This is a genomic window from Sabulibacter ruber (genome assembly GCF_017355955.1).
Taxonomy (GTDB): domain Bacteria; phylum Bacteroidota; class Bacteroidia; order Cytophagales; family Hymenobacteraceae; genus Nibribacter; species Nibribacter ruber_A.
Genome location: NZ_JAFFID010000003.1, coordinates 131,486 through 156,119, shown reverse-complemented (window position 1 = coordinate 156,119; position 24,634 = coordinate 131,486). Strand labels below are relative to the sequence as shown.

At 49.8% G+C, this 24,634-nt stretch carries 21 protein-coding genes; 19 read left to right on the top strand and 2 right to left on the bottom strand.

Annotation, left to right across the window (positions count from 1 at the left end; translation table 11 throughout):
- The first annotated feature begins 371 nt into the window (after positions 1-371).
- Together dnaB and JT719_RS16420 are read left to right on the top strand one after the other, a co-directional pair.
- Positions 372-1,952 carry a replicative DNA helicase gene (gene dnaB / locus JT719_RS16425; protein WP_207434441.1) on the top strand — a complete coding sequence of 527 codons (1,581 nt, stop codon included), beginning with the start codon at positions 372-374 and terminating at the stop codon, positions 1,950-1,952.
- A gap of 190 nt (positions 1,953-2,142) precedes the next feature.
- Positions 2,143-2,601 (top strand): GNAT family N-acetyltransferase, encoded by a 459-nt coding sequence (locus JT719_RS16420; RefSeq protein ID WP_207434440.1) that lies wholly within the window; start codon positions 2,143-2,145, stop codon positions 2,599-2,601.
- A gap of 372 nt (positions 2,602-2,973) precedes the next feature.
- Here the strand turns inward: JT719_RS16420 and JT719_RS16415 are convergent, their stop codons facing one another.
- Positions 2,974-4,815 (bottom strand): glycoside hydrolase family 15 protein, encoded by a 1,842-nt coding sequence (locus tag JT719_RS16415; protein WP_207434439.1) that lies wholly within the window; start codon positions 4,813-4,815, stop codon positions 2,974-2,976.
- A gap of 241 nt (positions 4,816-5,056) precedes the next feature.
- Between JT719_RS16415 and JT719_RS16410 the strand changes: the two genes are divergently transcribed.
- The 12 genes from JT719_RS16410 to JT719_RS16355 all read left to right on the top strand — a co-directional run bounded on the left by JT719_RS16410 (position 5,057) and on the right by JT719_RS16355 (position 16,936).
- Positions 5,057-5,506, top strand: coding sequence for a hypothetical protein (locus JT719_RS16410; protein WP_207434438.1), 450 nt, complete (start codon positions 5,057-5,059; stop codon positions 5,504-5,506).
- Between the two features lie 220 nt (positions 5,507-5,726).
- Entirely contained in the window at positions 5,727-7,598 is a 1,872-nt protein-coding gene (locus JT719_RS16405; RefSeq protein WP_207434436.1) for a S41 family peptidase, read from the top strand.
- Positions 7,599-7,817: 219 nt separating this feature from the next.
- Positions 7,818-8,312, top strand: a complete 495-nt coding sequence (locus JT719_RS16400) for a hypothetical protein (protein WP_207434435.1) — start codon at positions 7,818-7,820, stop codon at positions 8,310-8,312.
- 71 nt (positions 8,313-8,383) lie between these two features.
- Positions 8,384-9,112 carry a hypothetical protein gene (locus JT719_RS16395; RefSeq protein ID WP_207434434.1) on the top strand — a complete coding sequence of 243 codons (729 nt, stop codon included), beginning with the start codon at positions 8,384-8,386 and terminating at the stop codon, positions 9,110-9,112.
- 727 nt (positions 9,113-9,839) lie between these two features.
- The gene (locus JT719_RS16390; protein WP_207434433.1) at positions 9,840-10,283 is read left to right on the top strand and encodes a hypothetical protein; all 444 of its coding nucleotides are present in this window, start codon (positions 9,840-9,842) and stop codon (positions 10,281-10,283) included.
- Between the two features lie 277 nt (positions 10,284-10,560).
- A complete protein-coding gene (locus JT719_RS16385; protein WP_207434432.1) occupies positions 10,561-11,049 on the top strand; it encodes a GyrI-like domain-containing protein in 489 nt (162 codons plus the stop codon).
- A 73-nt stretch (positions 11,050-11,122) separates the two neighbouring features.
- On the top strand, positions 11,123-13,057 hold the full coding sequence (locus JT719_RS16380; protein WP_207434431.1) for a sialate O-acetylesterase: 1,935 nt from the start codon (positions 11,123-11,125) through the stop codon (positions 13,055-13,057).
- A gap of 253 nt (positions 13,058-13,310) precedes the next feature.
- On the top strand, positions 13,311-14,849 hold the full coding sequence (locus tag JT719_RS16375; RefSeq protein ID WP_207434430.1) for a carbohydrate-binding protein: 1,539 nt from the start codon (positions 13,311-13,313) through the stop codon (positions 14,847-14,849).
- 351 nt (positions 14,850-15,200) lie between these two features.
- The gene (locus JT719_RS16370; protein ID WP_207434429.1) at positions 15,201-15,581 is read left to right on the top strand and encodes a PH domain-containing protein; all 381 of its coding nucleotides are present in this window, start codon (positions 15,201-15,203) and stop codon (positions 15,579-15,581) included.
- Positions 15,582-15,769: 188 nt separating this feature from the next.
- Positions 15,770-16,156 carry a methionine-R-sulfoxide reductase gene (locus JT719_RS16365; protein WP_207434427.1) on the top strand — a complete coding sequence of 129 codons (387 nt, stop codon included), beginning with the start codon at positions 15,770-15,772 and terminating at the stop codon, positions 16,154-16,156.
- 11 nt (positions 16,157-16,167) lie between these two features.
- Complete coding sequence (locus JT719_RS16360) at positions 16,168-16,647, top strand: AAA family ATPase (RefSeq protein ID WP_207434426.1); 480 nt, start codon at positions 16,168-16,170, stop codon at positions 16,645-16,647.
- On the top strand, positions 16,616-16,936 hold the full coding sequence (locus JT719_RS16355) for a peptide-methionine (R)-S-oxide reductase (protein WP_207434425.1): 321 nt from the start codon (positions 16,616-16,618) through the stop codon (positions 16,934-16,936). Before JT719_RS16360 ends, JT719_RS16355 begins: the two co-directional genes overlap by 32 nt.
- 298 nt (positions 16,937-17,234) lie before the next feature.
- Here JT719_RS16355 and msrA read toward each other — a convergent pair whose 3' ends face one another.
- Entirely contained in the window at positions 17,235-17,921 is a 687-nt protein-coding gene (gene msrA, locus JT719_RS16350) for a peptide-methionine (S)-S-oxide reductase MsrA (RefSeq protein WP_207434424.1), read from the bottom strand.
- A 297-nt stretch (positions 17,922-18,218) separates the two neighbouring features.
- Here msrA and JT719_RS16345 point away from each other — a divergent pair, with 297 nt between their 5' ends.
- The 5 genes from JT719_RS16345 to JT719_RS16325 all read left to right on the top strand — a co-directional run bounded on the left by JT719_RS16345 (position 18,219) and on the right by JT719_RS16325 (position 24,286).
- Positions 18,219-19,073, top strand: coding sequence for an ABC transporter ATP-binding protein (locus JT719_RS16345; protein WP_207434423.1), 855 nt, complete (start codon positions 18,219-18,221; stop codon positions 19,071-19,073).
- Positions 19,063-19,833 carry a hypothetical protein gene (locus tag JT719_RS16340; RefSeq protein WP_207434422.1) on the top strand — a complete coding sequence of 257 codons (771 nt, stop codon included), beginning with the start codon at positions 19,063-19,065 and terminating at the stop codon, positions 19,831-19,833. The genes JT719_RS16345 and JT719_RS16340 overlap by 11 nt, the downstream gene beginning before the upstream one ends.
- Positions 19,834-19,850: 17 nt before the next feature.
- Positions 19,851-20,228: a GntR family transcriptional regulator gene (locus JT719_RS16335; RefSeq protein WP_207434421.1), complete on the top strand. Its 378-nt coding sequence runs from the start codon at positions 19,851-19,853 to the stop codon at positions 20,226-20,228.
- A gap of 6 nt (positions 20,229-20,234) precedes the next feature.
- Entirely contained in the window at positions 20,235-20,966 is a 732-nt protein-coding gene (locus JT719_RS16330) for a head GIN domain-containing protein (RefSeq protein WP_207434420.1), read from the top strand.
- An 809-nt stretch (positions 20,967-21,775) separates the two neighbouring features.
- Positions 21,776-24,286, top strand: a complete 2,511-nt coding sequence (locus JT719_RS16325) for a TonB-dependent receptor (protein WP_207434419.1) — start codon at positions 21,776-21,778, stop codon at positions 24,284-24,286.
- Positions 24,287-24,634: the final 348 nt, after the last annotated feature.

Here is a 24,634-nt window from a genome sequence, read left to right as displayed (position 1 = left end):
GGGCCTGTTTTCCCAAAATCAGGTCTGAAACGTGCCTCATTTTGAACTGTAGCGGCGTTACACTGTAACGCCGTGGTGCTTCAACCCAATACCAGCTTAAAGCTAGAATATCGCCTGGTAGGAGCATGATCCATTAGCAGTACCGTTCTAGAAGGTTTGCTGCTGTTCAGTTGCATAGAGGCCCGGCGTTACAGTGTAACGCCGCTACAGATTAGCGGAATAAAAGCTGTTTTAGGCCCATTTCTCAGAAAACAGGTGAGAAAAGGCAAGAACCTGGGGTCAAGAAATCGTTTTTTTTTATCTGAAGATTGTGGATATGTAGCCCTGTTTTGTGGATTACCTGAGGCGCTAATTCGCTTACATTTGCTCTTATGGAGGAGACGAAATTAAAAGCCACGCGAGGAAAAGCGGCCTGGAACGCCAAAGCTGCTGTGCCTCAGGGATTAGGAAAACTTCCGCCTCAGGCTCTTGAGCTGGAAGAAGCGGTGTTGGGTGCGCTCATGTTGGAGAAAGATGCCCTCACGGCGGTTATTGACTTATTAAAACCCCAAAGTTTTTACAAAGACGCGCACCAGCGCATCTTCAAGGCAATTCTGGCTCTGTTTGACAAGTCAGAGCCGATAGATATTTTAACGGTTACCCAGGAGTTGCGCCAGCAGGGCGAGCTGGAGTTTGTGGGCGGTGCCTACTACATCACCCAGCTGACCACCCGCATCAACTCGGCTGCCAACATTGAGTACCACGCCCGTATCATCACGGAGGCGGCCATAAAGCGGGACCTCATCAGCATTTCCTCTGAAGTGCTGGGCCGCGCCTACGAAGACACCACCGACGTATTTGAACTCCTGGACTCCACCGAGGCCAAGCTGTTTGAGGTGTCTGAATCCAACATCCGGAAGAACTTTGATGACATGCAGTCTTTGATGCACAAAGCCATCAAGGAACTGGAATCCAAGAAAAGCCAGAAAGAAGGCTTGACCGGGGTGCCCAGTGGCTTTACCGCCCTGGACCGCGTGACCTCCGGCTGGCAGCCTTCTGACTTGATCATCCTGGCAGCCCGTCCGGCGATGGGTAAGACGGCGTTCGTAGTTTCTGCCATGCGGAACGCCGCGGTAGATTTCAACAAAGGGGTGGCTATCTTCTCGCTGGAGATGTCCTCCATTCAGTTGGTGAATCGTCTTATCTCGGCAGAGGCCGAGCTGGATTCTGAGAAAATCAAGAAAGGAAACCTGGCCGAGTATGAGTGGGCACAGCTGAACCACAAAATCTCCCGCCTGAGCCAGGCACCTATCTTTATTGACGATACACCGGGTCTTTCCATTAGGGAGTTGCGGACCAAGTGCCGTCGTCTGAAAGCGCAGCATGACATCCAGATGGTGATCATTGACTACCTGCAACTTATGAGCGGAAACGCCGAGGGCGGCAAAGGCGGCGGTAACCGCGAGCAGGAAATCGCGTCCATCTCCCGGGCCCTGAAGCAGCTGGCCAAGGAACTGAACGTGCCGGTGATCGCGCTTTCGCAGTTGAGCCGGGCCGTGGAAACCCGTGGCGGCGATAAAAAGCCAATGCTTTCTGACTTACGTGAATCTGGTTCCATTGAGCAGGACGCCGACATGGTAGTGTTCCTGTACCGTCCGGAATACTACGGCATCACCGAGGACGAGATGGGGAACCCCACCATTGGCGTGGGTGAGGTGATCATTGCCAAGCACCGGAACGGTGAGGTGGGCAGCGTGAACCTGAAATTCATTGGTAAATTCACCAAGTTCGGGAACCTGGAAGACGGCTTTGGCCAGGGCAGCAATCCGTTTGAAGGCGGGGCTGGTTTCCCTACCTCAGATTTTGATGGTCCGGCTTTAGGCGGAGGTCCTAACACCATCAGGTTAGGCAGCAAAATGAACGAGGGCGGCGGATTCCCGGCCTCTTCGTTTGATGACGCGCCTCCGTTCTAAGTAGAAATTGCTACACTAAAATATCAAGGCCATTCCTTTTGTACGGGAATGGCCTTTTTTGTCTAATTTCCTGAAAAAGGACTCAAAACAGATACTGCCTGATGTTGTGAGGATGATTGCAGCACGTTATTTCTTTCTTTCCCAACATTCTACTACTAGTGTTATGAACCCTATCTTCACCCATAAACCCATGCACTTCCGCGAAGCCAACGTTTCTGATATCCCCCAGATCCAGCGGGTGAGGCATTCTGTGAAAGAGAATGTTTTATCAGACCCCTCCAAGGTCACCGATCAGGATTGCGAAGAGTACATTACCCAACGGGGCAAAGGCTGGGTGTGCGAGGAAGCAGGAGTGGTGGTGGGCTTCTCCATCATCAGTCTTCAGGACCACAACGTATGGGCGCTGTTTGTAGACCCAACCTGGGAAGGCAAGAGCATGGGCCGAACGCTGCACCACCTGATGCTGGACTGGTACTTTAGTCAGACCAACCACCCCGTATGGCTCAGCACCGAATCTGGTTCTAGGGCCGCAAGTTTCTACCGCAAAGCCGGTTGGACAGAGGTAGGCCCCTACGGCAACAATGAAATCAAGTTTGAAATGACGCCGGATGCGTGGTTGCAACACCGCCCCGCACAAGGCGGGGTGTGAGTTTTCTGTTGACCGGAAACAGCGGCAGTTTTCTGAAAAATAAGCTCAAAATGGCTTACTGCTAGCATATTGTATCTCCTCGCTCGCCTCCGGCGAGTGAGAGTAATAGGGGCGGCGTCTCGCCGCCAGGTACTTAACCAGAAATTTTTCCCGCATTGCTGCCAGAGGCCGCCCGGTTACTCACACTCGCCAGAGGCGAGCGAGGGAATTATTTTCAGGCGCTTTTCGGTGAGTCATTTTGCAGCGACGGAACGCTGCAGGTTAAATTGGAAATAGCAACCCATCTGCGGCGAGATGTAGCGCAATGGCTCACCCGTGTACAAGAGGCGAGTGAGCGAGGGTACCATCCTACAAAAGCCCGCTACTAAGAAACTATATAAACAGATCTCTGCCGCCGTGCTTCTTGTCACCGTTAATCTGCCGGTTGAGTTGGTAGGCTGCGCTGATGAGCGCCAGGTGGGTGAAGGCTTGGGGGAAGTTGCCCAGTTGTTCGCCTTGTTTACCTATTTGTTCAGAATACAGGCCCAGGTGGTTGGCGTAGCCCAGCATGGTCTCAAAGTGGAGGCGGGCTTTGTCGTGTTGGCCGGCTTTGGAGAGGTTCTCGGCGTACCAGAACGAGCACATACTAAAGGTGCCTTCATCACCGGAGAGGCCGTCCTCGGCACCGTCATTGAGGTTGTAACGGTACACCATGGAGCCAGCCATCAGGTCTTCTTCAATGGCTTTTAGCGTGGAAAGCCACTTAGGATCTACCGGGCTGATCATGCGAACCATAGACATCAACAGCACGGCAGCATCCAGAGTTTTGGCCCCTTTGTACTGCACAAAGGCTTGTTTTTCCTCGCTCCAGTGGTTTTCGTAGACTTCTTCGTAAATGGTATCGCGTACTTTCAGCCATTTGGCCAAAGGAGCGGGGAATGATCTGCCCTGGGCAATCCGGATGCCCCGGTCCAGGGCAACCCAAGCCATGATTTTGGAATATGTAAACTCCCGTTTCTCGCTGCGTACTTCCCAGATGCCGTGGTCGGGGCGCTGCCAGTTATCCGCCACAAAATCAATCATGGAGCAAAGGGCTTTCCAGAAGGCATACGTAATGGGGCCGCCGTATTTGTTGTACAGGTAAATGGTGTCAATCAACTCCCCATATATGTCTAACTGGAACTGTTGGGCGGCCTGGTTGCCAATGCGCACGGGGCCACTTTTATAATACCCTTCCAGATGGCCCAGGATGGTTTCGTGCAGATCGGTGGAGCCGTCTACGGCGTACATGAGTTGCAGGTCTGAGGGGTTGGGCATTTCCTTGCAGCGGTCCATCACCCAGAGGCAAAACTTGCGGGCCTCGTCCATGTACCCCAGGCGCAAAAAGGCATAGATGGTGAAAGCGGCGTCCCTGATCCAGGTGAACCGGTAATCCCAGTTGCGCAGGCCGCCAATGGCCTCGGGCAAACTGAAGGTAGCAGCGGCCACCGTGGAGCCGTAGGTGCAGGAGGTAAGCAGTTTCAGAGTGATGGCCGACCGCATGACCATTTCCCGCCAGTAGCCCTGGTACGTTGATTTAGCCACCCATTTGTGCCAGAACCGATACGTGCGGCGCAGCGTGTCTTCATAGTAGGCCATGAGGTCCGGCGAAAGCTCAGGCCTCTCCGCCGATTGCCCGGCCATCACAAAGCAGACCGTGTCGTTTTTGGCTAGGGTCCAGGTGCCTTTTAGGTTTCCTTTGTGGATGGAACAGGGCTTGTTGGCCGTGAACCGGAGCACGGTACCATCCTGTCCTTCGCTTTTCAGGAGGAAAGAGTTCTGGCCCTGCCGCGAAATAGTGTGGGTGGCGCGGGCATAGTCAAACCCGGGTTTGCAGTCCATCCGGAACGTCATCTCACCTTTTACTACCTTCAGCATGCGCACAATGACGCCGCTTTCCTCCTGGCCTTTCAAGGGCATGAAATCTATGAGCTCGGCCATGCCACTTTGGGTGTAAAACCGGGTTTGCAGAATGGCGGTGTCTGGGATGTACTGCTGCCGGCTCCGGTATTCCTTTGTATCGGGTTGGATGTTCCAGTAGCCTCCTTTTTTATGATCCAGCAGGCGGGCGAAAAGGGTAGGAGCATCGAACCGGGGGAAAGGGAGGTAATCCAGGGAACCGTATTTAGAGACCAGTGCCACCGTGTGCAGATTTCCAATCAGGCCATATTTTTCAATAGGAAGGTAGTGTTGCATGCCATAACCAGTATTTATACTATAACGGTTTAAAGCGGCGAGTGTTTAAACTCTGTTTTGGTAAGCGCCCTGATTGCCACTGAGATGGGCTTCTGTTTTAGGCCTGTTTCAGGAAAAAAGACGCTAAAACGGCTTACCCGCTTCAGCCCTTCCGCCTGATTTTCGTATAGCAAATGCCTGCCGGTTTTCGTTTTTAAATCTGTTGTGGTAAGTTAGGGGCAGTGAGGCTTAGTTATATTAGATGAAAACGTTTCAGTTAAAAAGAGGCAGTTTACGGATGGAAGGCGACCGCATCTTCATCAGCGGAGACCAGGCCAGATATGTGAAAGTGCTGCACCTGATCTCGGCGGTATGCTGGTCGGTTTTCTTCTCTTTGCAGGCCCAGAAACACTACAAAACCTTTCTGCTCACGCGTGACGTAACCCAACTGGTTTTCCTGGTTATTACCACCCTCATTGTGGCGTTTTGGGTGTACGTGGGGTATACCCGCGGCATCCTGGACTCGGGCCGGGATGAGATTCACGTAAAGCAGATCGTGAAGGCCCAGAAGAAACTGCGGGCCTCTGATGACGTGCCCATGGTAACGCTCTTCCTGAACAACAACCGGCGGCGTACGTTGGAGTTCAATGATCTGGATGACCTGCACTTTGCTGATTCTTTGGCCGGGCGGGGCGTTTTGGTGGTGGATTAGCAAAATAAGCCTTTCCCCAGAGACGTTCTTCTGATGCATTGTTTTGAAGCTGTTTACGCCAAACCAGGGCAAAAACAGGTTTTGTGATTCGGTACTTCGGTTCCTGGTACAGGGAGGCTTTCCTTGGCTTACCACAGGAGGTAGTTGGTTTTCGTAAACGGATTGGAAAACAAGGCAAACGTAGCCCTTGTTGATGGCAGGCGCTGAAGATGTGACTCATATGAAGAAAAACTACCCAATATATTCCCGCTCTTTGTTTCCCTCAAGGTTTCAGGTAAACGGCTGGCACTGGCTGCTGCTGCTCCTGCTGTGTTTTCTGCCTGGGTTCAGGGTATGGGCGCAGGAAGACTTTGACACCCAGAAGCGCCTGAACTTTTTCCGGACCTGGGGACACGTGAAATACTACCATCCGGCCTCGGCCATGGGCCAACTCAACGCCGATTCCCTGTTTCTGCAGCAATTGCCAAAGGTAGACTCTGCCCAGAACCAGAAGCAGGCGAATGCCGTGTTCAAGCAGCTATTGAAGGAGGTTGGGGTACCTGCCTCAGATAAAGTGGGGCCGCAGAAAGACAATCCCAAAGGCTCTTTTCTGCTGAAGAACCTGGACGATTCCTGGCGCACCAAGGGCAAGTTCCTGTCTGGCGACAACAAGAAACAACTGGAGCGCATCTTTGAGCGCCGCTACACCGGTGACCGGCACCATTATACGTACGTGCGCAACAATCCGTACGGGGGTGTCATGCCGCATGAACCTGCCTATGAGTTAGATCCTAAGGAGAACGTGCCGTATCCCTTGCGTATGCTGGCGCTGGCCAAGTTCAAGGCTTTTGTAGATTACCTGTACCCCTACAAGCACCTCATGGATGAAAACTGGGATGAGGCCATCACGCAGGCCCTTCCGCTGTTTGCCCAGTGCCCCACCCGCGAAGAATACGAACGCCTGTTGCTCACCCTCAATGCCAAGTTAGATGATACCCAGGCGTATTCCTTTTTCCGGCAGCTGAACTACAAAGAGCAGTTGTTCAGAAACCGGTACTACCCCCCGTTTGATTATGAGGTAGCCGAAAAGAAAATCATAGTTACCGGAGTCATTGACCCCGTCCTTTGCAACCGCTCCAACATTAAGAGGGGCGATGTCATTGAGATGCTGGACAGCGTAGCCGTAGCGGAGTGGGTAACCGCCCTGGATGCGGTTTTGTCGGTCTCCAACCAGCAGGCCCTCTGGGCCCGGGTGGGCGAGTGGGGCGATAACCTGCTGTTCCGCTCAGAAGATCCCCAAATGAAGGTGCAACTCACCCGAGGAGACGAGCAACTCACCACTACCTTGCGGCTAATGAATCCCTCGGTAACAACCAAAGCCAAACTCATAGATGCCTATTTCAAGAAGAAACAGGCGGCCCCGGCCAAGAAAAGTAAGGGCCTGGTTTATGCTGCCAAGGGAATTGTGCACTTCAAGATTGATGACACGTTCAGGATGATCAGGGACGAGTCTTCTGAGGAGGACTTCAGGTTGATGGATTCACTGTTTACCCGGGCCATGAAAGCCAAGGGCATTATCTTTGACATGCGCGGCGAGCCAGACAACAGCGATTTTGTATTTTATTACCTGTTCAAGAAGTTCGGGAAGAAAGGCCACCATTTTGCGCGTTACTACCAGTTAAATCCCTATCACCTGGGCACATACCGTTTGCTCACCCAACCAGAAGTGTACTACCCCTCAGAGATCACCCCGGAGGAAACTACCTATCCGGGTAAAGTGGTGATTCTGGTAGATGGCTCCACCCACACCATCGCTGAGTGGCACACCATGAGTTTGCAACGGCTTTTCCCCAACAGTATCACCATAGGTGAACAATCTGCCGGTGCCGATGGTGACGCCAAGAAAATGGTACTGCCTGGCAATTACATGGTAACCCTCTCGGGCAACGGCATCTATTACCCCAATAACTCCGTGACCCAGCGCGTGGGCGTTCGCCTGGACGAAGAAGTGCACCCCACCCTGAAAGGTGTTTTAGCCAAGCGAGATGAATTGCTGCAAAAGGCCATTGAGCACATCAACGGGGAAGAAAAGAAGACCGCCGCTAAGCAGTAAATTCAAGTTACAAACCCCAGAAAAGAAACAAGGAGTAGGCTGACTATAAGATTTGACTTATATTCAGCCTACTCTTTTGGTTTTTGGAAGGTACATGGGGATGAATCAGAAGACAGGAGAGAGCCACAAAAGCCAAGTTAGAAATAAATTGCATTGTTAAAGAACCGCTACAAGATTATCCTATTGGTTGCCACAGTCACCTGTCTCTACGGTAACCAGATGTCTATTGCTGCAACTTCTAAAATCTTGTTATCTGAACGCCAAGCTCCACTGGAACAAGATTCAAGCAAAGTGGCTTTTACCTCAATTGAGCAGGTAGTGAGAGATTCTAAACAGAATACCTGGGTTGAAATAAAAGGCAATAGCGCCTCCCTAGCCCTGCATTTCAATCCAAATCTGAAAGATACTCTTTCGGTTTCCTACTCTTCTGAGTGTTGGCTATATTTTCCCTATAAAATTGAAAATGGCAGGCTTATACTCTATTGGTATGAAATAATTGATAGTAAATACAAGGACTTTGAAGTAGTGAAAGCCATAAGAAAAGTAAAGAAGAAATACAGGGGCCAACCCTTTCTGGTATTAGAACTTGCCAATGAAACCACCCTTAGGGCTACTTATCTTCTTCCAGATTTGATTAAAAAGATCAACAATTCCAGCAAAGAGCGCATATTATTCCCCAACACATTCACTGTAATACCAGAAGTATATTTATAAAAAGGAACCCTCAACCTGTATAAACACCGTGTTAGATAAGTCTCTCCTGTGTTTATACCAGATGTGAACTGATGAAAAGATATAAAAGGAAACTAATCTTAATTCTATTTTCTGTAGTTGTTTTTGTAGTAAGAACCCAGGCCCAGACAGATTCCACCAAAAACCAGGTTGTCGGTGGGTTTCTGATCATGCCGCTGGAGTTTCCGGTTATAAATAAAACCAAGCTTAACAAAGAACTCAACGCATATGGCTTACCCTCTGCAAACCACCCGGCGGCGGCTATCGGGATAGGGCTTCAGCTTTTCATCAATCGGTTTATTACCACCTTTTCTTTCAACAAAACCACCAGGAAGAGCGATAAAGACACCTACCTGACGGAAGTGGAATACCGCTCTACTTCGTTTAACGTAGGGTATGACCTAACCAAAAACGCTTCACATTCCATTTACCCTTATGTAGGGTTTAAAGGCAGTGGTCTGAATTATCTGTACCGGGAGAAGCTACCGGATGAAACCTCAATGGAGCAATATCTGGAGACGGATCTTCGGTATAAGGAAATCACAAACTCAAGAGGCCACCTGGATCTGGGATTTGGAGTATCGCATCAATCCTTTTACCTGGTAAACTGTAGAATTGGTTATTTGCTTCCCCTTGAAAAAGTGAGATGGAACATGAATAATAATCAAACTACCCTTGGTGATTCACCTGCCATTAGGTACACTTATTATTTTACTTTAACCTTAGGGATAGGAACTATTGTGAGTGAAAGACAGGCAAGACAACACTTCACTTCAAGGTGAGGGAATACGTTTTTCTGAAGCTCATTTTTTGCTTCGTTTTCAAATAATAAGACTTAAACTGGTCTGCAGCAGATCATTCAATTAATTTGGTTGCCGTTTAGAATAACTCAGATAGAGTACATCAAACCAGTAAATTCCTGCAGTTTGGTGTGAAGGTTCACCTGCCAAAATTTAAGGATAGGTATTTCAAAAAGACACGCTCCTCTGGTCACCTGAACCATAACTTCAGAAAGTAATCCTTCTCCGCTTTCGCAACGTTTAAGTACATAGTCGGTGAGAGAACTCAGGGCAGGTTTTAATCCCTCTAAGACAATAATCCTTCAAGTACGGCTATTCAGTGCGGTGACCATCCGACCCCATTAATGACTTTGGTGAAGTAAGAGCCCCAAAGTATCTGCTATTGTTTGCATTTTAACCCTTCTTTTTGGAAAACAGCCAAAAAACAATCGCTGATTGAATTACTGCCATAGTGCAGTAGTGGTAAACTGTTTCTGAGCTGTCTTCCTGATAATGAGGCAGAACTGGCGAGAGCTTTCCTGTGCTAAAGCTTACTGCATTCAGCCATATTTCCCAGATCACAAGTTCGCTTTCACGGATAAACATTGCTCAGGCAATTGTATTCACTTTGTAGTAAGCAATTCTATCAGGTGAATCAGTTGCCGAAACTTCTAAGAGGATATTGCCTCCTATGATTTTTATCAGTCACTAATCAATAAAAAGAAAGAATATGCACTTGAACTTACTATTCTCAAAATGGACGAAGGTGGCCGGTTTACTGTTGATTGGCGGAGCCTTGGCCTGGATCCTGAAATTAGGGGTTATTATCTCCACCAACGGTAGAATCATTGATACCGGTGCCGCCGCTTTATTGATGAAGGTAGGACTTATACTGCTGGCGGTAGGCTCCACCGGAATAGGGCATCGGCTGAGTTTGCACCGTGCCGTTCTCATTAAGGTAGTTGCCATTATTCTTTCACCAGTGCTAGCTTTTGGCTTGTTTTTGCTGTTCGCCAAAGTTGTAACGCCGCTTATCAGCCCCGTAATTGAGAGCAGCAACGTTTGGTACGCCCAGCAGGAGGCACCCATTGGTCTGGCAGTTTTGTTTTTCCTGACGGTGGGGTACCTGCTTTTCAGGAGCTATAAACCGGCCTTACCCAACCAACCCGCTTAACTCTGCAGGAACAGAGAAAATAGTAAGATACCCCAAAAGAGAAGCTTGCCTGGTGCAAGCTTTTTTTATGGAATTTGTCCGGTGTTTTTGCACTGGTTTCTTTGGTTCAGGTGAAAAACAGAAGCAGCTAAACTATCCAACCACGCAGGTTGGTGTTCATTGAAAATAAGCGGCTGGTTGGTCTTTACCACCTCTTTTTAGAAGTAGCTCAGCTGACTGAAAGATTGGCACAACTCCTGCAGGTGATTACCTTAGCGAAAAGAACCAGTCACCTCCAATGGATTTACAGCCTAGAATAGAAACACTTCCCCAGACAAGACTAGTTGGCAAACGAACCACCATGTCTTTTATGGCAAACCAGACCCAGGCTTTGTGGCAAAGTTTTATGCCCAGGCTTAAGGAGATTAAAAACAGCGTAGGCTCTGAGCTGTATTCAGTGGAAGTTTACCCTTCTCCTGAGTTCTTCAGAAACTTCAACCCCGCCGGGGAGTTTGAGAAATGGGCAGCCGTGCAGGTGACAAATTTTGATTCTGTGCCGGCAGAGATGGAGACTCTGGTGATTCCGGAAGGGCTGTATGCGGTCTTCACCTACAAAGGCAAAGCCAGCGACGGTGTCAGTACTTACCAGTACATCTACGGCACCTGGATTCCAGATTCTGCCTACAACCTGGACAATCGGCCGCATTTCGCGCTTATGGGAGAGAAGTACAGAAACGAAGATCCGGCCTCAGAAGAGGAGTTATGGATCCCTATCACGCATAAATAAGAGCAAAAAAACCTTATCTTAGGGTGATTAGAACCTACGTAACGCCAAAACTAACCTAACAACTTCCTTTTAAATGAATAAGCTAAAGGCACTACTTTTATCAGCTTTCCTGTCTGCCTCCACTTTTGGCTATAGCCAAATCAAGTTACCGCGCCTGATCAGCGACGGGATGGTGTTGCAGCGGGATGCCAAAACCAAGGTCTGGGGCTGGGCCGCTCCGCAGGAGAAAGTCACCCTGGCCTTCAATAAAAAGACCTACAGCGCCACCGCAGATAAAGACGGCAAGTGGCAGATCACTTTGCCTGCCCAACCGGCAGGAGGGCCCTTTGAAATGAAGTTTGTGGCCAGCAACAACATCACCGTAAAAGATATTTTGTTTGGGGATGTGTGGCTGTGCAGCGGGCAATCTAACATGGAACTCACCATGGCCCGGGTTAAAGACCGTTATGCCAACGTTGTCACAAAAGCCAATAACCCCAACATCAGGCAGTTTGAGGTGCCAGACCAGTTTGAGTTCAAGCAACCCAAAGAAGATCTCAGCGGCGGTCAGTGGATCAAAGCCGACCAAGAGAACATCCTGAAGTTCTCCGCGGTGGGTTACTTCTTTGCCACTGAATTGTATGATAAGTACAAGGTGCCGATGGGGTTGATCAATTCGGCGTTGGGTGGTTCTCCGGCCGAGGCATGGATCAGCGAAGAAGCCCTCATAAGTTTCCCTACCCATTATGCCGAAGCCCAGCGCTTCAAAGACAGCTCGGTGATCTCTCAGATAGAGGCCGCTGACCGCAAAGCGAACCAGGAATGGCATGCCCAACTGAACCGCACCGATGAAGGTCTGAAAGGCCAGTGGAAGAACCCCGCCTTGAACGATGCCTCCTGGAAACAAATGAACGTGCCCGGTTACTGGGCCGATACCGAATTAGGCAGGGTCAACGGCTCGGTTTGGTTCCGGAAAGAAGTGGAGTTGCCCAGGACTGCCGCCGGAAGCCCGGCCAGGCTGCTGCTGGGAAGAATTGTGGATGCTGACTCTGTTTTCATCAACGGCGTATTTGTGGGAACCACCAGTTACCAGTACCCACCCCGTATTTACAACGTACCCGCCTCGGTGCTGAAAGAAGGCAAAAACGTGATCTCGGTAAGAGTCATCAATCAGTCGGGGAGGGGAGGTTTCGTGACCGATAAGCCCTATAAACTGGTGCTGGGCCAGGATTCGCTTGACTTAACCGGACCGTGGAAATACAAATTGGGGGCTACCATGGCTCCTCTTTCGGGGCAACCTCCTGTACGCTGGAAACCAACCGGCTTGTTCAACGCCATGATTGCTCCCTTGACTAACTATACTTTCAAAGGGGTGCTTTGGTACCAGGGCGAATCAAATACGGGCAACCCAACCGAGTACGGGCGCCTGATGCCAACCCTTATTCAGGACTGGCGCGCCAAGTGGAACCAGGCCAATCTCCCGTTCATTTTGGTGCAATTGGCTAATTTCATGGAAACCACCAAAACACCGGTAGAAAGTAACTGGGCCGCCACCAGACAGGCACAATTGAACACCCTTTCAGTACCCAACACCGCTTTGGCCGTAGCCATTGACCTGGGTGAGTGGAATGATATTCACCCTTTGAACAAACAAGATGTAGGCAAACGCCTGGCTTTGCAGGCCATGAGAGTAGCTTACGGAGACAAGAAGGTAGTAGCCTCTGGGCCAATGCTGCAATCCGTGAAAAAGGATGGAAACAAACTCGTTCTGACTTTCTCAGATACCGGCAGCGGCTTAATGGCTTTGGGGAACAAAGACCTGCAGTATTTTGCAATTGCCGGACCAGACAAAAAGTTTGTGTGGGCCAATGCCGTGATCAAAGGCAACACCGTGGAAGTTTGGAACGAGGAAATCAAGAATCCGGTAACGGTGCGCTATGCCTGGGCCGATAACCCCGAAGGAGCCAACCTGTACAACAAGGAGAAGCTGCCCGCTTCTCCTTTTGAAGCTTCTGTAGAAGTAAAATAGAGTTCAGCAGATCTGATTGAAGAGCCCTCAGGAGTGTAGCCCTGGGGGCTTTTTTGTGGAGATTCCATACAGATTAGGATTTCAGGATGCCATAGAGTAAACCTGTTGCAGGTTTTTCTGCGTAAAAGATTAATTAGCCTTAATTCAAGAAACTCCTAGGATTCTTTTAAGTCATTCTGGTGAGCGCGGGTGCCGTTAGCCAGGAAGAATTCCTTAGGAAACACGGAAAGCTCCTCACTGGCGAGGGGAAGGAATGGAATTAGCTTTCAGACTGTTCCGGGACACGTTTATTTTCACCACCAAACGGCTCATCCTCACAGGAACTATGACAAAACTCAAGCCACTTCTTTCATTGAGCCTCCTGGCTCTCAGCACTCTTTCGTTCACCGCTGAGGCTCACCAGAGACCCTACTTCGGTGCACCACTTGAGCTTCCGGCCCGCGTAGAAGGCGAGAACTTTGACCGCGGCGGCAGGAAAATCGCTTACTATGATACAACCCCCGGAAACCGTGACCAGGCTTACCGAACGAGCGAGGACGTGGACATTGCCCGTAACGTACATACCTCGGGCTGTCACATCAGCGCCATCCGAAGCGGCGAGTGGCTGGAATACACGGTCAGGGTCAAGGCCGCTGGCGAGTATGATTTCACGGCATCCGTGGCAACCACCGCTTCCGGCAAGAGCTTCCAGATGCTCATTGACGGTGTCAACCTGATGGGGAATATTGAGGTCCCTAACCGGAACAGCTATCAACGTTACTCCCTCACCGCCGCCAAGCGCGTGAAACTGAGCGCGGGCAAACATTTGCTGCGGTTCCAGACGCAGTCTGAATACTTTGATGTAGATTTCTTTGAATTCAAAAAAGCAAGCAATGATCCGCCGCCGCAGACCGGCAAAGTGAACCTGATTCTGGACCTTGATATCTTCAACGACTCAGATGATGCAGGGGCCCTGGCTGTCCTGCACAGCCTGATCAGGTCCGGCGAGGTAAATGTCCTCGCGATGATGGTCACGGTTTCTTATCCGTATAGCGCCCCTGCCGCCGATGCCATCAATACTTACTTCGGACACCCGAATATCCCAATCGGGACTCTACAGGATAATACCCTTCTCCCCACGGGCGGCTGGTACAGCCAAATCTCCGCCAACTACCCCCACGATCTCGTCAACGCACCCAATGCGACGACTCTCTATCATCAGATTCTGTCCCAACAGCCAGATAACAGCGTCGTGATCGCCACCCTCGGGCCGCTCCGCAACATTGATAACCTGATGTTATCGTCGGGCGGAATGGACTTGATCCGGCGCAAAGTGAAGAGGCTGGTTGTTGCGGGCGGCCGTATCAACGAAGACGGCTCTTCCGGAACTTCTTTTAACTTCAAGATGACGGCAGCCAGCACCCAACGGGTCATCAATAACTGGCCGGTGGAAGCTTGGTTTGTGCCCAACCAAGTAGGGGACAGGATAAAGACAGGAAATCGCCTCCTGGGCGCCAAGTCTAACTCCAATCCCGTGCGCAAGGCTTATGAAATAGCTAAGAACCGTTACGATGGCCCCGATTTCCGGCCAAGTTGGGACCAAATGGGCGTGCTGATTGCGGTGCGGGGCCTCTGGGACGGCAAGCTGACTTCCGTGACCAGTGGACAGCTGAGGTCCAACTCGGGCGGCAACGTCTCCTGGAAATATCCGTCGCGCAACCACCCAGACAAAAATCACCACTGGATCAAGCTCAACACGAACGCGTCCAAAATCAGCGTCCTGGTAGAGAAAATGATGATGATTGATCCGTGAGTTGGAGAACTACGATTCTTGTAAATGAGACAGGGCTGATTTGAGTTCTGAGGCAGCCCTGTCTCATTTTTGTGTGACTAACGGACCTGTTGAAAGGGCCGGGAAATTAACGGCTTCTAGCAACTTTGCGGTACTAGGCCGTTCCGCAAGGTTTGAAAGCAGCGGTAAGCTTGGATTCCGCAGATTTTTGTGCTTCCACGGATGCGGCTAAAAAGCCCTTAGAATTGTATTCCTGAGGGCTTTTTTGTACATTTCTCTCAAGGTTCAGGCAGAAGAGGAAAGGGAGTGCGGTAACCGGTTACAGCGTAGCACGCGATAAAAGAAAAAATCAACCCTCTAACCAAACAGCATATGGGATTCTTTTCTGCCATTCTTGGAAACGCCGGAGCCGTTAGCCAGGAAGAATTGCTTCGGGAATTTGGCAAACTCCTCACCGATGGGGAAGAAATAGAACTGGGCTTCAAACTGATGCGGGACACCTTCATCTTCACCACCAAACGGCTCATCCTCATAGACCGCCAAGGCTTCACGGGCAACAAAGTGGAATACCTTTCTATCTCTTACCGAAGCATCTCCCGGTTCAGCGTGGAAACCTCGGGAACTTTTGACCTGGACGCCGAACTAAAGATCTGGATTTCCAGCGAGGTAGAACCCAGCATCAGGAAGAAATTCAGCCGGGCCGTGAACGTGTATGATGTGCAGAAGGTACTGGCCTATCATGTATCCAGGTAAGCGAGGATAAAAGAATACTGCTGAGCGCCACTTCTCAAGGGAGGGGCGTTTGCTGTTTTAGGGCAGTTTCCCCTAAAATACCGCCAAAACAGCGTGGCGGAATTCTCTTTACCTTTGCCCTGTTAACCCTACAGTAACGAGACTGGCCAAAAGCCAGTACTATACCTGTCTTAAACCTCAAAAGCAACATGGAAAACCAAGAGAAAAAATATAACGACCTCACCCCAGAGGAAGAATACGTGATTCTGCACAAAGGCACCGAGCGCCCCTTTACCGGCAAGCTGTACACCAACAAAGAGGCCGGTACCTATGTGTGCCGCCGCTGCAATGCCCCTTTGTACCGCTCTGAAGACAAGTTTGAGTCGCACTGCGGATGGCCTAGCTTTGACGATGAAATACCGGGAGCCGTAACCCGCGTGCCAGACGCCGATGGTCGCCGGACCGAGATCATCTGCTCCAACTGCGGTGGCCACCTGGGTCACGTTTTCCTGGGCGAGCGGTTCACCGCTAAAAACACCCGCCACTGTGTGAATTCCATTTCTATGGCCTTTGTGCCGGCCAAGGATAACGCCTAAGTGGCAGCCAGGTGGAGGCTATTCTCTTCATGGGCTTGCAGGCGTCTGGGAAGTCTACGTTCTATAAGAAGTACTTCTTCAATTCCCACGTGCGCATCAGCCTTGATCTGCTCAGGACCCGTAACCGGGAGCAGAAGTTTCTGAACGTGTGCCTGCAGACCAGCGCCAAGTTGGTGGTAGACAATACCAACCCCAGAAGAGAAGACCGGGCCCGGTACATTGCCTTGTGCAAAGAGCGAAGATACCAGGTGATCGGGTATTTTTTCCAGACTTCCCTGCCCGATGCCCTGGCCCGCAATAACCTCCGCGAAGGAAAAGACAAAGTAAAAGACGTCGCCTTGTATGATGTACGCAAGAAGCTGCAGCTCCCGTCTTTTGACGAAGGCTTTGACCGCATCTTCAGCGTGCGCATCCAAGGCGATGACTTTTTAGTACAGGAATGGAAAAAAGAGGCCGGAAATGTTTCAGAACCGAAGGATAGATTGGGCTAAAAACCAGCAGAACCAGGACGAAGGCGTGTACCTCTGCAGCCGCTGCGGTACCCCCTTGTTTTCCTCGGCCCAGAAATTCGATTCTAAAACCGGCTTTCCCAGTTTTTGGGGTCACCTGGAGCAGAATGTGCAGCAACACTTACTGGACACCTACGGCCGGGAGCGCATCCAGCTGCTCTGCCACCAATGCGGTTTGCACCTGGGCCACTTGTTCCAGGACGAAAGAACTCCCACCCACGTTCGGTACTGCATCAACGCAGATTCCATCCGTTTGCAAAAAGAAGCCTAAGAGTTTTAGGAGGCACAACTGTCTACCGCTGGCGCGAGCGTCCCGCTCGTGTCCCTATGCATTCCTGATAGTTCTCCTTCCTCTATGTCATCTTGGAAAGATCTTGTGGGCGAACGGTAAAGGCGTTTCTTTAAAGCCTTCTAGCTTGTTCACAAGATCCTTTCAGGATGACAAAACAAGAAAGAGCGTTCTGCAATGCGTGCGGACACGAGCGGGACGCTCGCGCCAGCGAGACTATTCCGTTTTCAGCCCCTTTTCAGGAAATAAGCCACAAAGCAATTTGAACATGCAGGGCTTGCTACAGAACGCAACCAGTTCTTTCCTGCGCTAGAAAATAGGCCAGCAGCGTATTCTGGATAGGGTGGGAGAGTCCCAGGCTGGCCATTTCTTCCTTGAACCTTTTCTTCTCTCCGTAACCGCCTAAATAGCCATTCACCCGGGCCACCGCCGTAGAATTATTGAACGCCTCCGGGTCACGGTAGATCTTTTGCAGTTCGGCTAGAACTGCGGGTACCCGCCTAAGTTTCCATTTCTGGTGCCGTTCCTCGGCCAGGTAAAAAGATTGGTAAGGCTTCAGTTCGGTTTGTATGGGTTGCTGCAGGCGGTCTTCGGCTGTTCTTATCGCTTCTTTGGCGGCTTGTTCCTGCTCTGGGGAATGGTAGAAAATAGCCGAGGTGTATTGCCTCTTGCGGGGCTCTTTGGTTGGGGTATGATGCCTGAAAAATTGCTCCAGCAATTGGGCATAAGTGATCTGGCTAGGATCAAACTCCAACTGAACAGTTTCAATGTGGTCGGCCAGGTTGCGGTAGGTGGGGTTCTCAGTGCTTCCTCCGGCAAAGCCCACCCGGGTTCTGATCACTCCGCCGGTAGCCCCAAACAACCCTTCAGGTCCCCAGAAGCAGCCCATGGCCAGGGTTGCCGTTTGGGTTGTTGCATAGGTCAGCTTATCTAAGGCGGGTATCTTATCTTCTTCTAAAGGGTTCATAGGCTCTTGTACGAAGAATAAGAGAAGGGGTGCACCATACACCTGGTACACCTCCGCCGGTACCTCAAGGCACTAAAAGCTACCCGTTTCTGAGGTAAAATACTGAAAACAGAAAGAAAACAGGTTCAGATGACCTGCCTCAAAATGCCCTTGTAAGCTGTTTAGAGACGGTTTTCTCAGGAACGTGCTACCCATCCTGAAAAAAACTCAAAATATTTTACCGGAGATATTGCTTTTGTGAAAACCCTTTCTACATTTGTAGTGTACTATGTAACTAATACAGTAAACAGCTAGGCTATGATACACATCAACAACTTAAGTTTCGGGTACAAGAAGGGCAATCTGTTGTTCCAGAACCTGGAGCTGTCGCTGTCCCGGGGGCACATCTACGGCCTGCTGGGAAAAAACGGGGCCGGGAAATCTACGCTGCTGAAGAACATGATCGGGTTGGCTTATCCTAGAAGCGGGTCCTGCACCATTGACGGCGCCGATGTTTCCAAGCGCTCGCCCAAGGTGCTGGAGAACCTGTACTTCATCCCAGAAGAAATCTATGTGCCTTCGCTCTCCACGGCTAAATTTGTAGCCAATACAGCCTGTTTTTACCCAAAATTCAATGAACAGGAGTTTTATGGGTATCTGGCGGAGTTTGAGGTGCCCCGCCATGCAATCCTGGACAAGCTTTCCTTCGGGCAACAGAAAAAGTTCATGATCGCCTTTGGGTTGGCCTCCAACACCGATTTCATTGTAATGGATGAGCCTACCAACGGTCTTGACATTCCCTCAAAAGTGCAGTTCAGGAAAATCATAGCCTCTGCTCTAACAGAGGAACGGTGCATGATCATTTCCACCCACCAGGTGCGGGATCTGGAAAGCTTAATTGACACGCTGGTGGTGTTGCATAACCGCGAAGTGGTCGTGAACCAGGAGCTGGACAAAATCGCCGAAAAACTTTTGTTCACCACTTTGTCTTCAACCGAAGGCCATGAGGTACTCTACGCAGAAGAATCTTATCAGGGCAAGCACGCCATTTTGCCCAACCATGATGGGATCTATAGCCGGGTAGACATGGAGCTATTTTTCAATGCCATCATCTCAGATAATCAGCTGCTATTACATATGTTAAAATCTAACCAACTGGAAAATGCAATTTAGCTTGAAACGGTTTTGGTGGTTGTTTAAGAAACACACCGCCGAACAATATAAATATTACCTCATGTCAGTGGCTGTATTGATGGGTATAATGGCCATTTTCATAACGTTCCTGATTTATTCAGAAAATCAGCCATTTGATGCCGGTAAGCAAACCATCATGTTTATTTTGCTACTGTTGGCCACGGGTACCATTTTCACCAGTACCGTCTTTGCCCATTTAGGAGAGAAACGCAAAGCCATTGCCGCGCTCACTCTACCCGCCTCTCATTTTGAAAAGTACCTGGTAGGTTGGCTGTATTCCTATGTGTTCTTTCAACTGGTGTACATTGCCTGCTTTTACCTGGTACTCTTCATAGTGCTGCCGCTGGATGATTGGGGAGGAAAAGAGATAGAATATATGGCTTTGTTCGGGACCGATGATGCACCTGAAGTAGCGCTGTTGTTGTTCCTCTTCCTGCACTCCATTGCCTTCTGGGGATCTATTTTCTTTGAAAAATGGCATTTTATTAAAACTACCTTCTTATTCATTCTGGTGGTTTTTGCGGTAGTGCTCCTGAATACCGGGGTATGGCAAACGATTATTGACGGAGACATTGGAGATGTGGGACCGTTTGAAAACATCAACTTCATGCGGGGAGAGGAGTTATACCAGGTGAGGTTTCCGCATGACAACGAGTTCCTGATGAGACTGGCGCTGGTGGGAACGGCCCTGTTTATATGGGCAGCAGCCTACTTTAGGCTGAGAGAGAAAGAAGTGTAGGCAAAAGAAACCAGACTATGGAATTTAGAAACAATGAAGCCATTTACCTGCAGATTGCCGCTTACGTGAGCGAGAATATACTGCTGGGCAAATGGCTGCCGGAAGACAAGATACCTTCTGTGCGTGAACTGGCGGTGGAGCTGCAGGTGAACCCCAATACAGTCATGCGCACCTTTGAATACCTACAGAACCAGGAGGTGATCTACAACAAGCGCGGAATAGGATTCTTTGTAGCTCCAGATGGGGTTGGCAAGGTGAAGAAATACCGGAAAGAACGCTTTCTGCAGCAGGATCTGCCCGAATTCTTTCGCAACGTTATTCTGCTGGACATCCCCCTGGAGGAACTGCAGCAACTGTATGAACAATTTAAGTCAGAACATTTCACGCTTAACTAGAAGAACATGAAAAAGAGTAATATTCTGGTACTGGCAGGCTTGGCCTTTTTCCTCTGCACCTTAACAGCCTTCAATTTTATCATGAAGGCTGAGTATGAGACCGGCCACTACAAAGACCCTTATTTTAGTTTTGTGCAGAAAGATTTCGCTGGGTTTACCTCTGTAGAAGTGAATGGGGCCAGCAGAATGACCGTATACATCGTTCAGGGCGACTACAAGGTAATGGCGCACGAAAGAGTGCAGGAGTACCTGCAGTTCAAACAGCAGGGAAACAAATTGATTGTGACCGTGAACGAAAATGATGATTTCATGAAGTTGTACGGTTCCCATTCTGTCCTGATTTCCTGTCCAACCCTCACCTCCGTAACTGCCAATGGCAGCTATACCTTCAAAGGCAATCCCATCACCGACAAGGCGTTTGACTACCTGCGGAACAAGGTGCTGGTACAAGGGTTTAAGCTAGACAGTCTGCAGGTAACCCAGGACCACGCCACCCAGGTAGATCTGGAAGGAAGCACCGTTGGTAAACTGTCGGCTGTGGTGGGCCTCACCCCCGGTAGCACTTCTGTTCTGAGTATTGGCGGCACTAATAAGATACAGGCGGCAGACTTACAGGTGAACAGCATCAGTACCTTGAACCTGCACAATGTGAGGATACCGGCTGTTTCTTACCAGTTCTCTGACAGCGCCAGGGTATTCCTATCGGGTACTGCTCTCGCCAGTTTGAACAGGAAGTAAGAATAGGAGCAGCTATCTTGTTTTCGTGCTGTTTTCAGGAATTTAGGCTTGAATCAGCATTCGTTTAACATACCCACGTGGTTGTAATCTTGAAGTAGGATAATAACAGGTTCACACTTGTTGAGCTAATTGCTAATGGGTTGTCGTTTTGTAAGGATTTTAGGGTAAAGCAATTCATCCGTACTGAAATGAATGGCCCTAAGATCCTTACAAGAAGACAAAACCAAAGAGTACGCTGCTGATAGAAAGCCGGAAGAGTGCTTTACTACCCCTCAATAACCATTTTGCCTCCTTTTGCGTGAAAGAGGCCAAAATTGGAACAGTCAATCTAGAAGCTAATCCCAATTACAACCATTAGAACTAAAACCTGAAAACCCATTCCAAAAGGCCATCAGGAGTTGCCCCCTAACACAACCTGACCATTTACCAGAAAGCTGAGGAAGCCATGCTTCTCCGTTTTCTCTGCCCAATTCTCATTTCTGCACCCACCTGAATACTGTCTTACCAGCACCTGCAAATTTGGAGCTCAGTAGAAGTATGCTTTTCAACCACCTGATCACACACTTTACCAGTTACAAACCACATTCAATAGGTCAGCATGCCTGTTAGACTTGGTTTATCACATTTTTCCCGGCTTTCATCACATTTAATTTCGCTTGGTCGAAATGCTGGCTAACCTTGACCTATCAATTACAAACCACCGTGGCCTTTTCTGTTGGAGGTTTATACAATTCCAAGAAGAGGAAGAGGCTTCCGCATGGGAGTGCTACTGGTTGATGACTCTTTTATGAACCCATAAATCTAAACGTATGAGAAAACTATTACTTTTTGCAGTAGCCGGAGTGCTGGCTGCGCAGCCCACTATTGCCCAAACTCCGCAAAACAAACCCGTTGCTTCGGCCCCTCAAAACAAACCGGTTGTCCCGGCAGCACAACCTACCCCTAAGGGAAACGGGAAAATAGCCGGGGTCATTCTGGACGAGACCGGGAAGAAACCGGTGGAGTTTGCCACCGTTACCCTGGTTGACCAGGCCACCGGGAAAACCATAGACGGCACCGTGTCTGATGACAAAGGCAAGTTCTCTTTGGTGCGCGTGGCCGCTGGTCAGTACAAGCTTCTGGTAAGTTTTCTGGGCTACCAGAACAAGGTGGTGGAAAACATCACGCTGGGCAACAAAGAAGAAGTGAATGTGGGCGTCATCTCCCTGCAGACAGATGCCAAGGTGTTAGGCGAGGTCTCCGTAGTTGGCGATAAACTGCTGGTGGAAGACAAAGTAGACCGCCTGGTGTACAACGCCGAAAAAGACATCACTAACATAGGCGGCAACGCCAGCGATGTCCTTAAAAAAGTACCCGGCTTAACCGTAGATTTAGAAGGAAATGTGGCTTTGCGGGGAAGCGGGAACATACGCGTATTGATCAACAACAAACCTTCTGCCATGATGGCGTCCAGCATTGCTGATGCCCTCCGGCAAATCCCCTCAGACCAGATCAAGAGCGTGGAGGTGATCACCAGTCCCTCGGCTAAGTACGATGCCGAAGGTACTGCCGGAATCATCAACATCATTACCAAAAAGAATAACCTGCAGGGCCTGAACGGTACGGTGGCTGGTTCTTACGGCGTGCGCAGCAGCACGGCAAACGCAAACGTGAACTACCGCAAAGGGAAAGTGGGTTTCAATACGGCCTTCGGGCGGAACTGGCGGAACAACCCCGCGGAGAGCACCCGCGAGACCGTGTACAACGGCGTGCCCGGCATTGATCGGCTGAGCCAGACCATGGATGGAAAAAGGAATGGAGTGTTTCAGTTCCTGCAACTGGGAGTAGACTATGACCTTTCCAAGAAAAGCAGTCTGTCGGCTGGCTTCCGGATGCAGGGCGGTGAATTTGCCTACGTAACCAGCCTTCGTTCCACGCAATACTTAGAGGGAGCCGTGATTGGGGGCAATACCCGCAACAACCGCAATGAGTTTGACAACCTGAACTACGATCTCAACCTGGATTTCACCAAGCAGTTTGCCAAGCCCGGGCAGGAGCTGAGCGTTTTGGGCCTGTTAAGCCGAAGCAACCGCGAAAACAACAACTTTGCCGATGTCTATAACCGCGATCAGCAACTGGGTTCCAAAGAGCAAAACCTGAACGATGCCTACAATGAGGAGAAAACTTTTCAGGTAGACTACACTCATCCGTTCAAGAACAAACACCTGCTGGAGGTCGGAACGAAAGCTATCCTGCGCTATGTAGAAAGTGATTTCCGGTTTCTGGAAGCTAAGCCCGCCTCTGCCTCTTTTGTGACTGATCCGTCCCGCACCGATGTGTTTTCTTACGACCAGAATGTAGGGGCGGCGTATGCATCCTATGAGTTCAGCCTGAACAAGAAGTATAACTTCAAGGTGGGTTCCCGCTATGAATACACGCACGTGAACGGTGATTTTGTCACAACCAGAACCACGGTAAAGCAAGACTACGGCAACTTTATCCCCAGCGTGGCCATTTCCAGAGCGTTAAAGAACAACCAGACCCTTAAGTTCAACTACACCAAGCGCATTCAGCGGCCGCAGTTGTCTTTTCTGAACCCCTTTGAGAACCGCACCGATACTTTCAACATCCAGGTAGGGAACCCTAATCTGCAGGCCGAGATCACCAACTCCTATGAAGTTGGCTACAGCACCTTCTTCAAAAGCGGGGTATCTGTGAACGCTACGTTCTTCTGGCGCCAGACCAACAACTCCATTGAGGCGTACACCTTACCAACCGAAGGAGGCGTGAATTACACCCGCTTCGCGAACATCGGCCGGAATGCCAGTTACGGGATGAGCCTTTTCGGGAGTACCAAGTTCCTGAAGAAAGGGAACCTGAGCGCCAACCTGAATGCCTTCTACCTGAATCTGGAAAGCGAATCTGCCCTGGTGAACGCCTCTAACGGCAGTTTCATGTACAATGCCAACCTGAATGCCTCCTATACTTTCAACAAGGGCATCAGTGCCCAGGCTTTCGGGCAGTTCAACTCTCCCCGCGTAACGCTTCAGGGCAAAATGTATCCTTTTACCACCTTCAACTTTGCAGTGAAGAAAGACATCCTGAACAAGAACGGCAGCATCAGCGTGGGCGTGGAGAATCCGTTCAGCGAGCGCCTGAGACAGAAAACGACCTTCAGAACGCCTACCGCAGAGCAGGTGAGCAACATGTACATCTATGCCCGGCAGGTGCGGGTGAGTGCCAATTACAAATTTGGGAAGGTTACTACCAAACAGCAGCCTAAGCGCAAAAAGAAAATCAACAACGATGACGCCAAATCAGACGGAGACAGCAACTCCTGACCTGGTGTCGCGCATGGACATATCATATTATACATCACACTGTAACAGATTGTCATCCTGATGATGATTGTGTTCATAGGCCTCGGACTTCTGCTAAGCTGTTTCTTTTTTAGGTTGGTTTGTTTGTAGAGACTGGTAAAGTGGAAGCGTTTCGTTTCTGGGTTATTTCCCCAAAATAGCCCGGAAACGAACGAGGCTGATGTGATGTAATTAGCTTAAACTAAAAAAGGCGTCTATTTAGAATTTCCGGTTGGAAAAGTAAGCAACCAAGCGTATCCTGAAAGTAGCCGTGGACTGGAACCCTGCTTTCCTGCATTATCTCTGAAACTGTAAATTACGTTTAGAGAT

What these genes read in the sequence shown, in the direction of transcription:
- JT719_RS16385 (WP_207434432.1), top strand. Translation starts at nt 10,561, where the DNA reads ATGGATTTACAGCCTAGAATAGAAACACTTCCCCAGACAAGACTAGTT.
- msrA (WP_207434424.1), bottom strand. Translation starts at nt 17,921, where the DNA reads ATGAACCCTTTAGAAGAAGATAAGATACCCGCCTTAGATAAGCTGACC.
- JT719_RS16370 (WP_207434429.1), top strand. Translation starts at nt 15,201, where the DNA reads ATGGGATTCTTTTCTGCCATTCTTGGAAACGCCGGAGCCGTTAGCCAG.
- JT719_RS16330 (WP_207434420.1), top strand. Translation starts at nt 20,235, where the DNA reads ATGAAAAAGAGTAATATTCTGGTACTGGCAGGCTTGGCCTTTTTCCTC.
- JT719_RS16335 (WP_207434421.1), top strand. Translation starts at nt 19,851, where the DNA reads ATGGAATTTAGAAACAATGAAGCCATTTACCTGCAGATTGCCGCTTAC.
- JT719_RS16400 (WP_207434435.1), top strand. Translation starts at nt 7,818, where the DNA reads ATGTCTATTGCTGCAACTTCTAAAATCTTGTTATCTGAACGCCAAGCT.
- JT719_RS16415 (WP_207434439.1), bottom strand. Translation starts at nt 4,815, where the DNA reads ATGCAACACTACCTTCCTATTGAAAAATATGGCCTGATTGGAAATCTG.
- JT719_RS16365 (WP_207434427.1), top strand. Translation starts at nt 15,770, where the DNA reads ATGGAAAACCAAGAGAAAAAATATAACGACCTCACCCCAGAGGAAGAA.
- JT719_RS16395 (WP_207434434.1), top strand. Translation starts at nt 8,384, where the DNA reads ATGAAAAGATATAAAAGGAAACTAATCTTAATTCTATTTTCTGTAGTT.
- JT719_RS16325 (WP_207434419.1), top strand. Translation starts at nt 21,776, where the DNA reads ATGAGAAAACTATTACTTTTTGCAGTAGCCGGAGTGCTGGCTGCGCAG.
- JT719_RS16380 (WP_207434431.1), top strand. Translation starts at nt 11,123, where the DNA reads ATGAATAAGCTAAAGGCACTACTTTTATCAGCTTTCCTGTCTGCCTCC.
- JT719_RS16420 (WP_207434440.1), top strand. Translation starts at nt 2,143, where the DNA reads ATGCACTTCCGCGAAGCCAACGTTTCTGATATCCCCCAGATCCAGCGG.
- JT719_RS16345 (WP_207434423.1), top strand. Translation starts at nt 18,219, where the DNA reads ATGATACACATCAACAACTTAAGTTTCGGGTACAAGAAGGGCAATCTG.
- JT719_RS16410 (WP_207434438.1), top strand. Translation starts at nt 5,057, where the DNA reads ATGAAAACGTTTCAGTTAAAAAGAGGCAGTTTACGGATGGAAGGCGAC.
- dnaB (WP_207434441.1), top strand. Translation starts at nt 372, where the DNA reads ATGGAGGAGACGAAATTAAAAGCCACGCGAGGAAAAGCGGCCTGGAAC.
- JT719_RS16405 (WP_207434436.1), top strand. Translation starts at nt 5,727, where the DNA reads ATGAAGAAAAACTACCCAATATATTCCCGCTCTTTGTTTCCCTCAAGG.
- JT719_RS16375 (WP_207434430.1), top strand. Translation starts at nt 13,311, where the DNA reads ATGGAATTAGCTTTCAGACTGTTCCGGGACACGTTTATTTTCACCACC.
- JT719_RS16340 (WP_207434422.1), top strand. Translation starts at nt 19,063, where the DNA reads ATGCAATTTAGCTTGAAACGGTTTTGGTGGTTGTTTAAGAAACACACC.
- JT719_RS16390 (WP_207434433.1), top strand. Translation starts at nt 9,840, where the DNA reads ATGCACTTGAACTTACTATTCTCAAAATGGACGAAGGTGGCCGGTTTA.
- JT719_RS16355 (WP_207434425.1), top strand. Translation starts at nt 16,616, where the DNA reads ATGTTTCAGAACCGAAGGATAGATTGGGCTAAAAACCAGCAGAACCAG.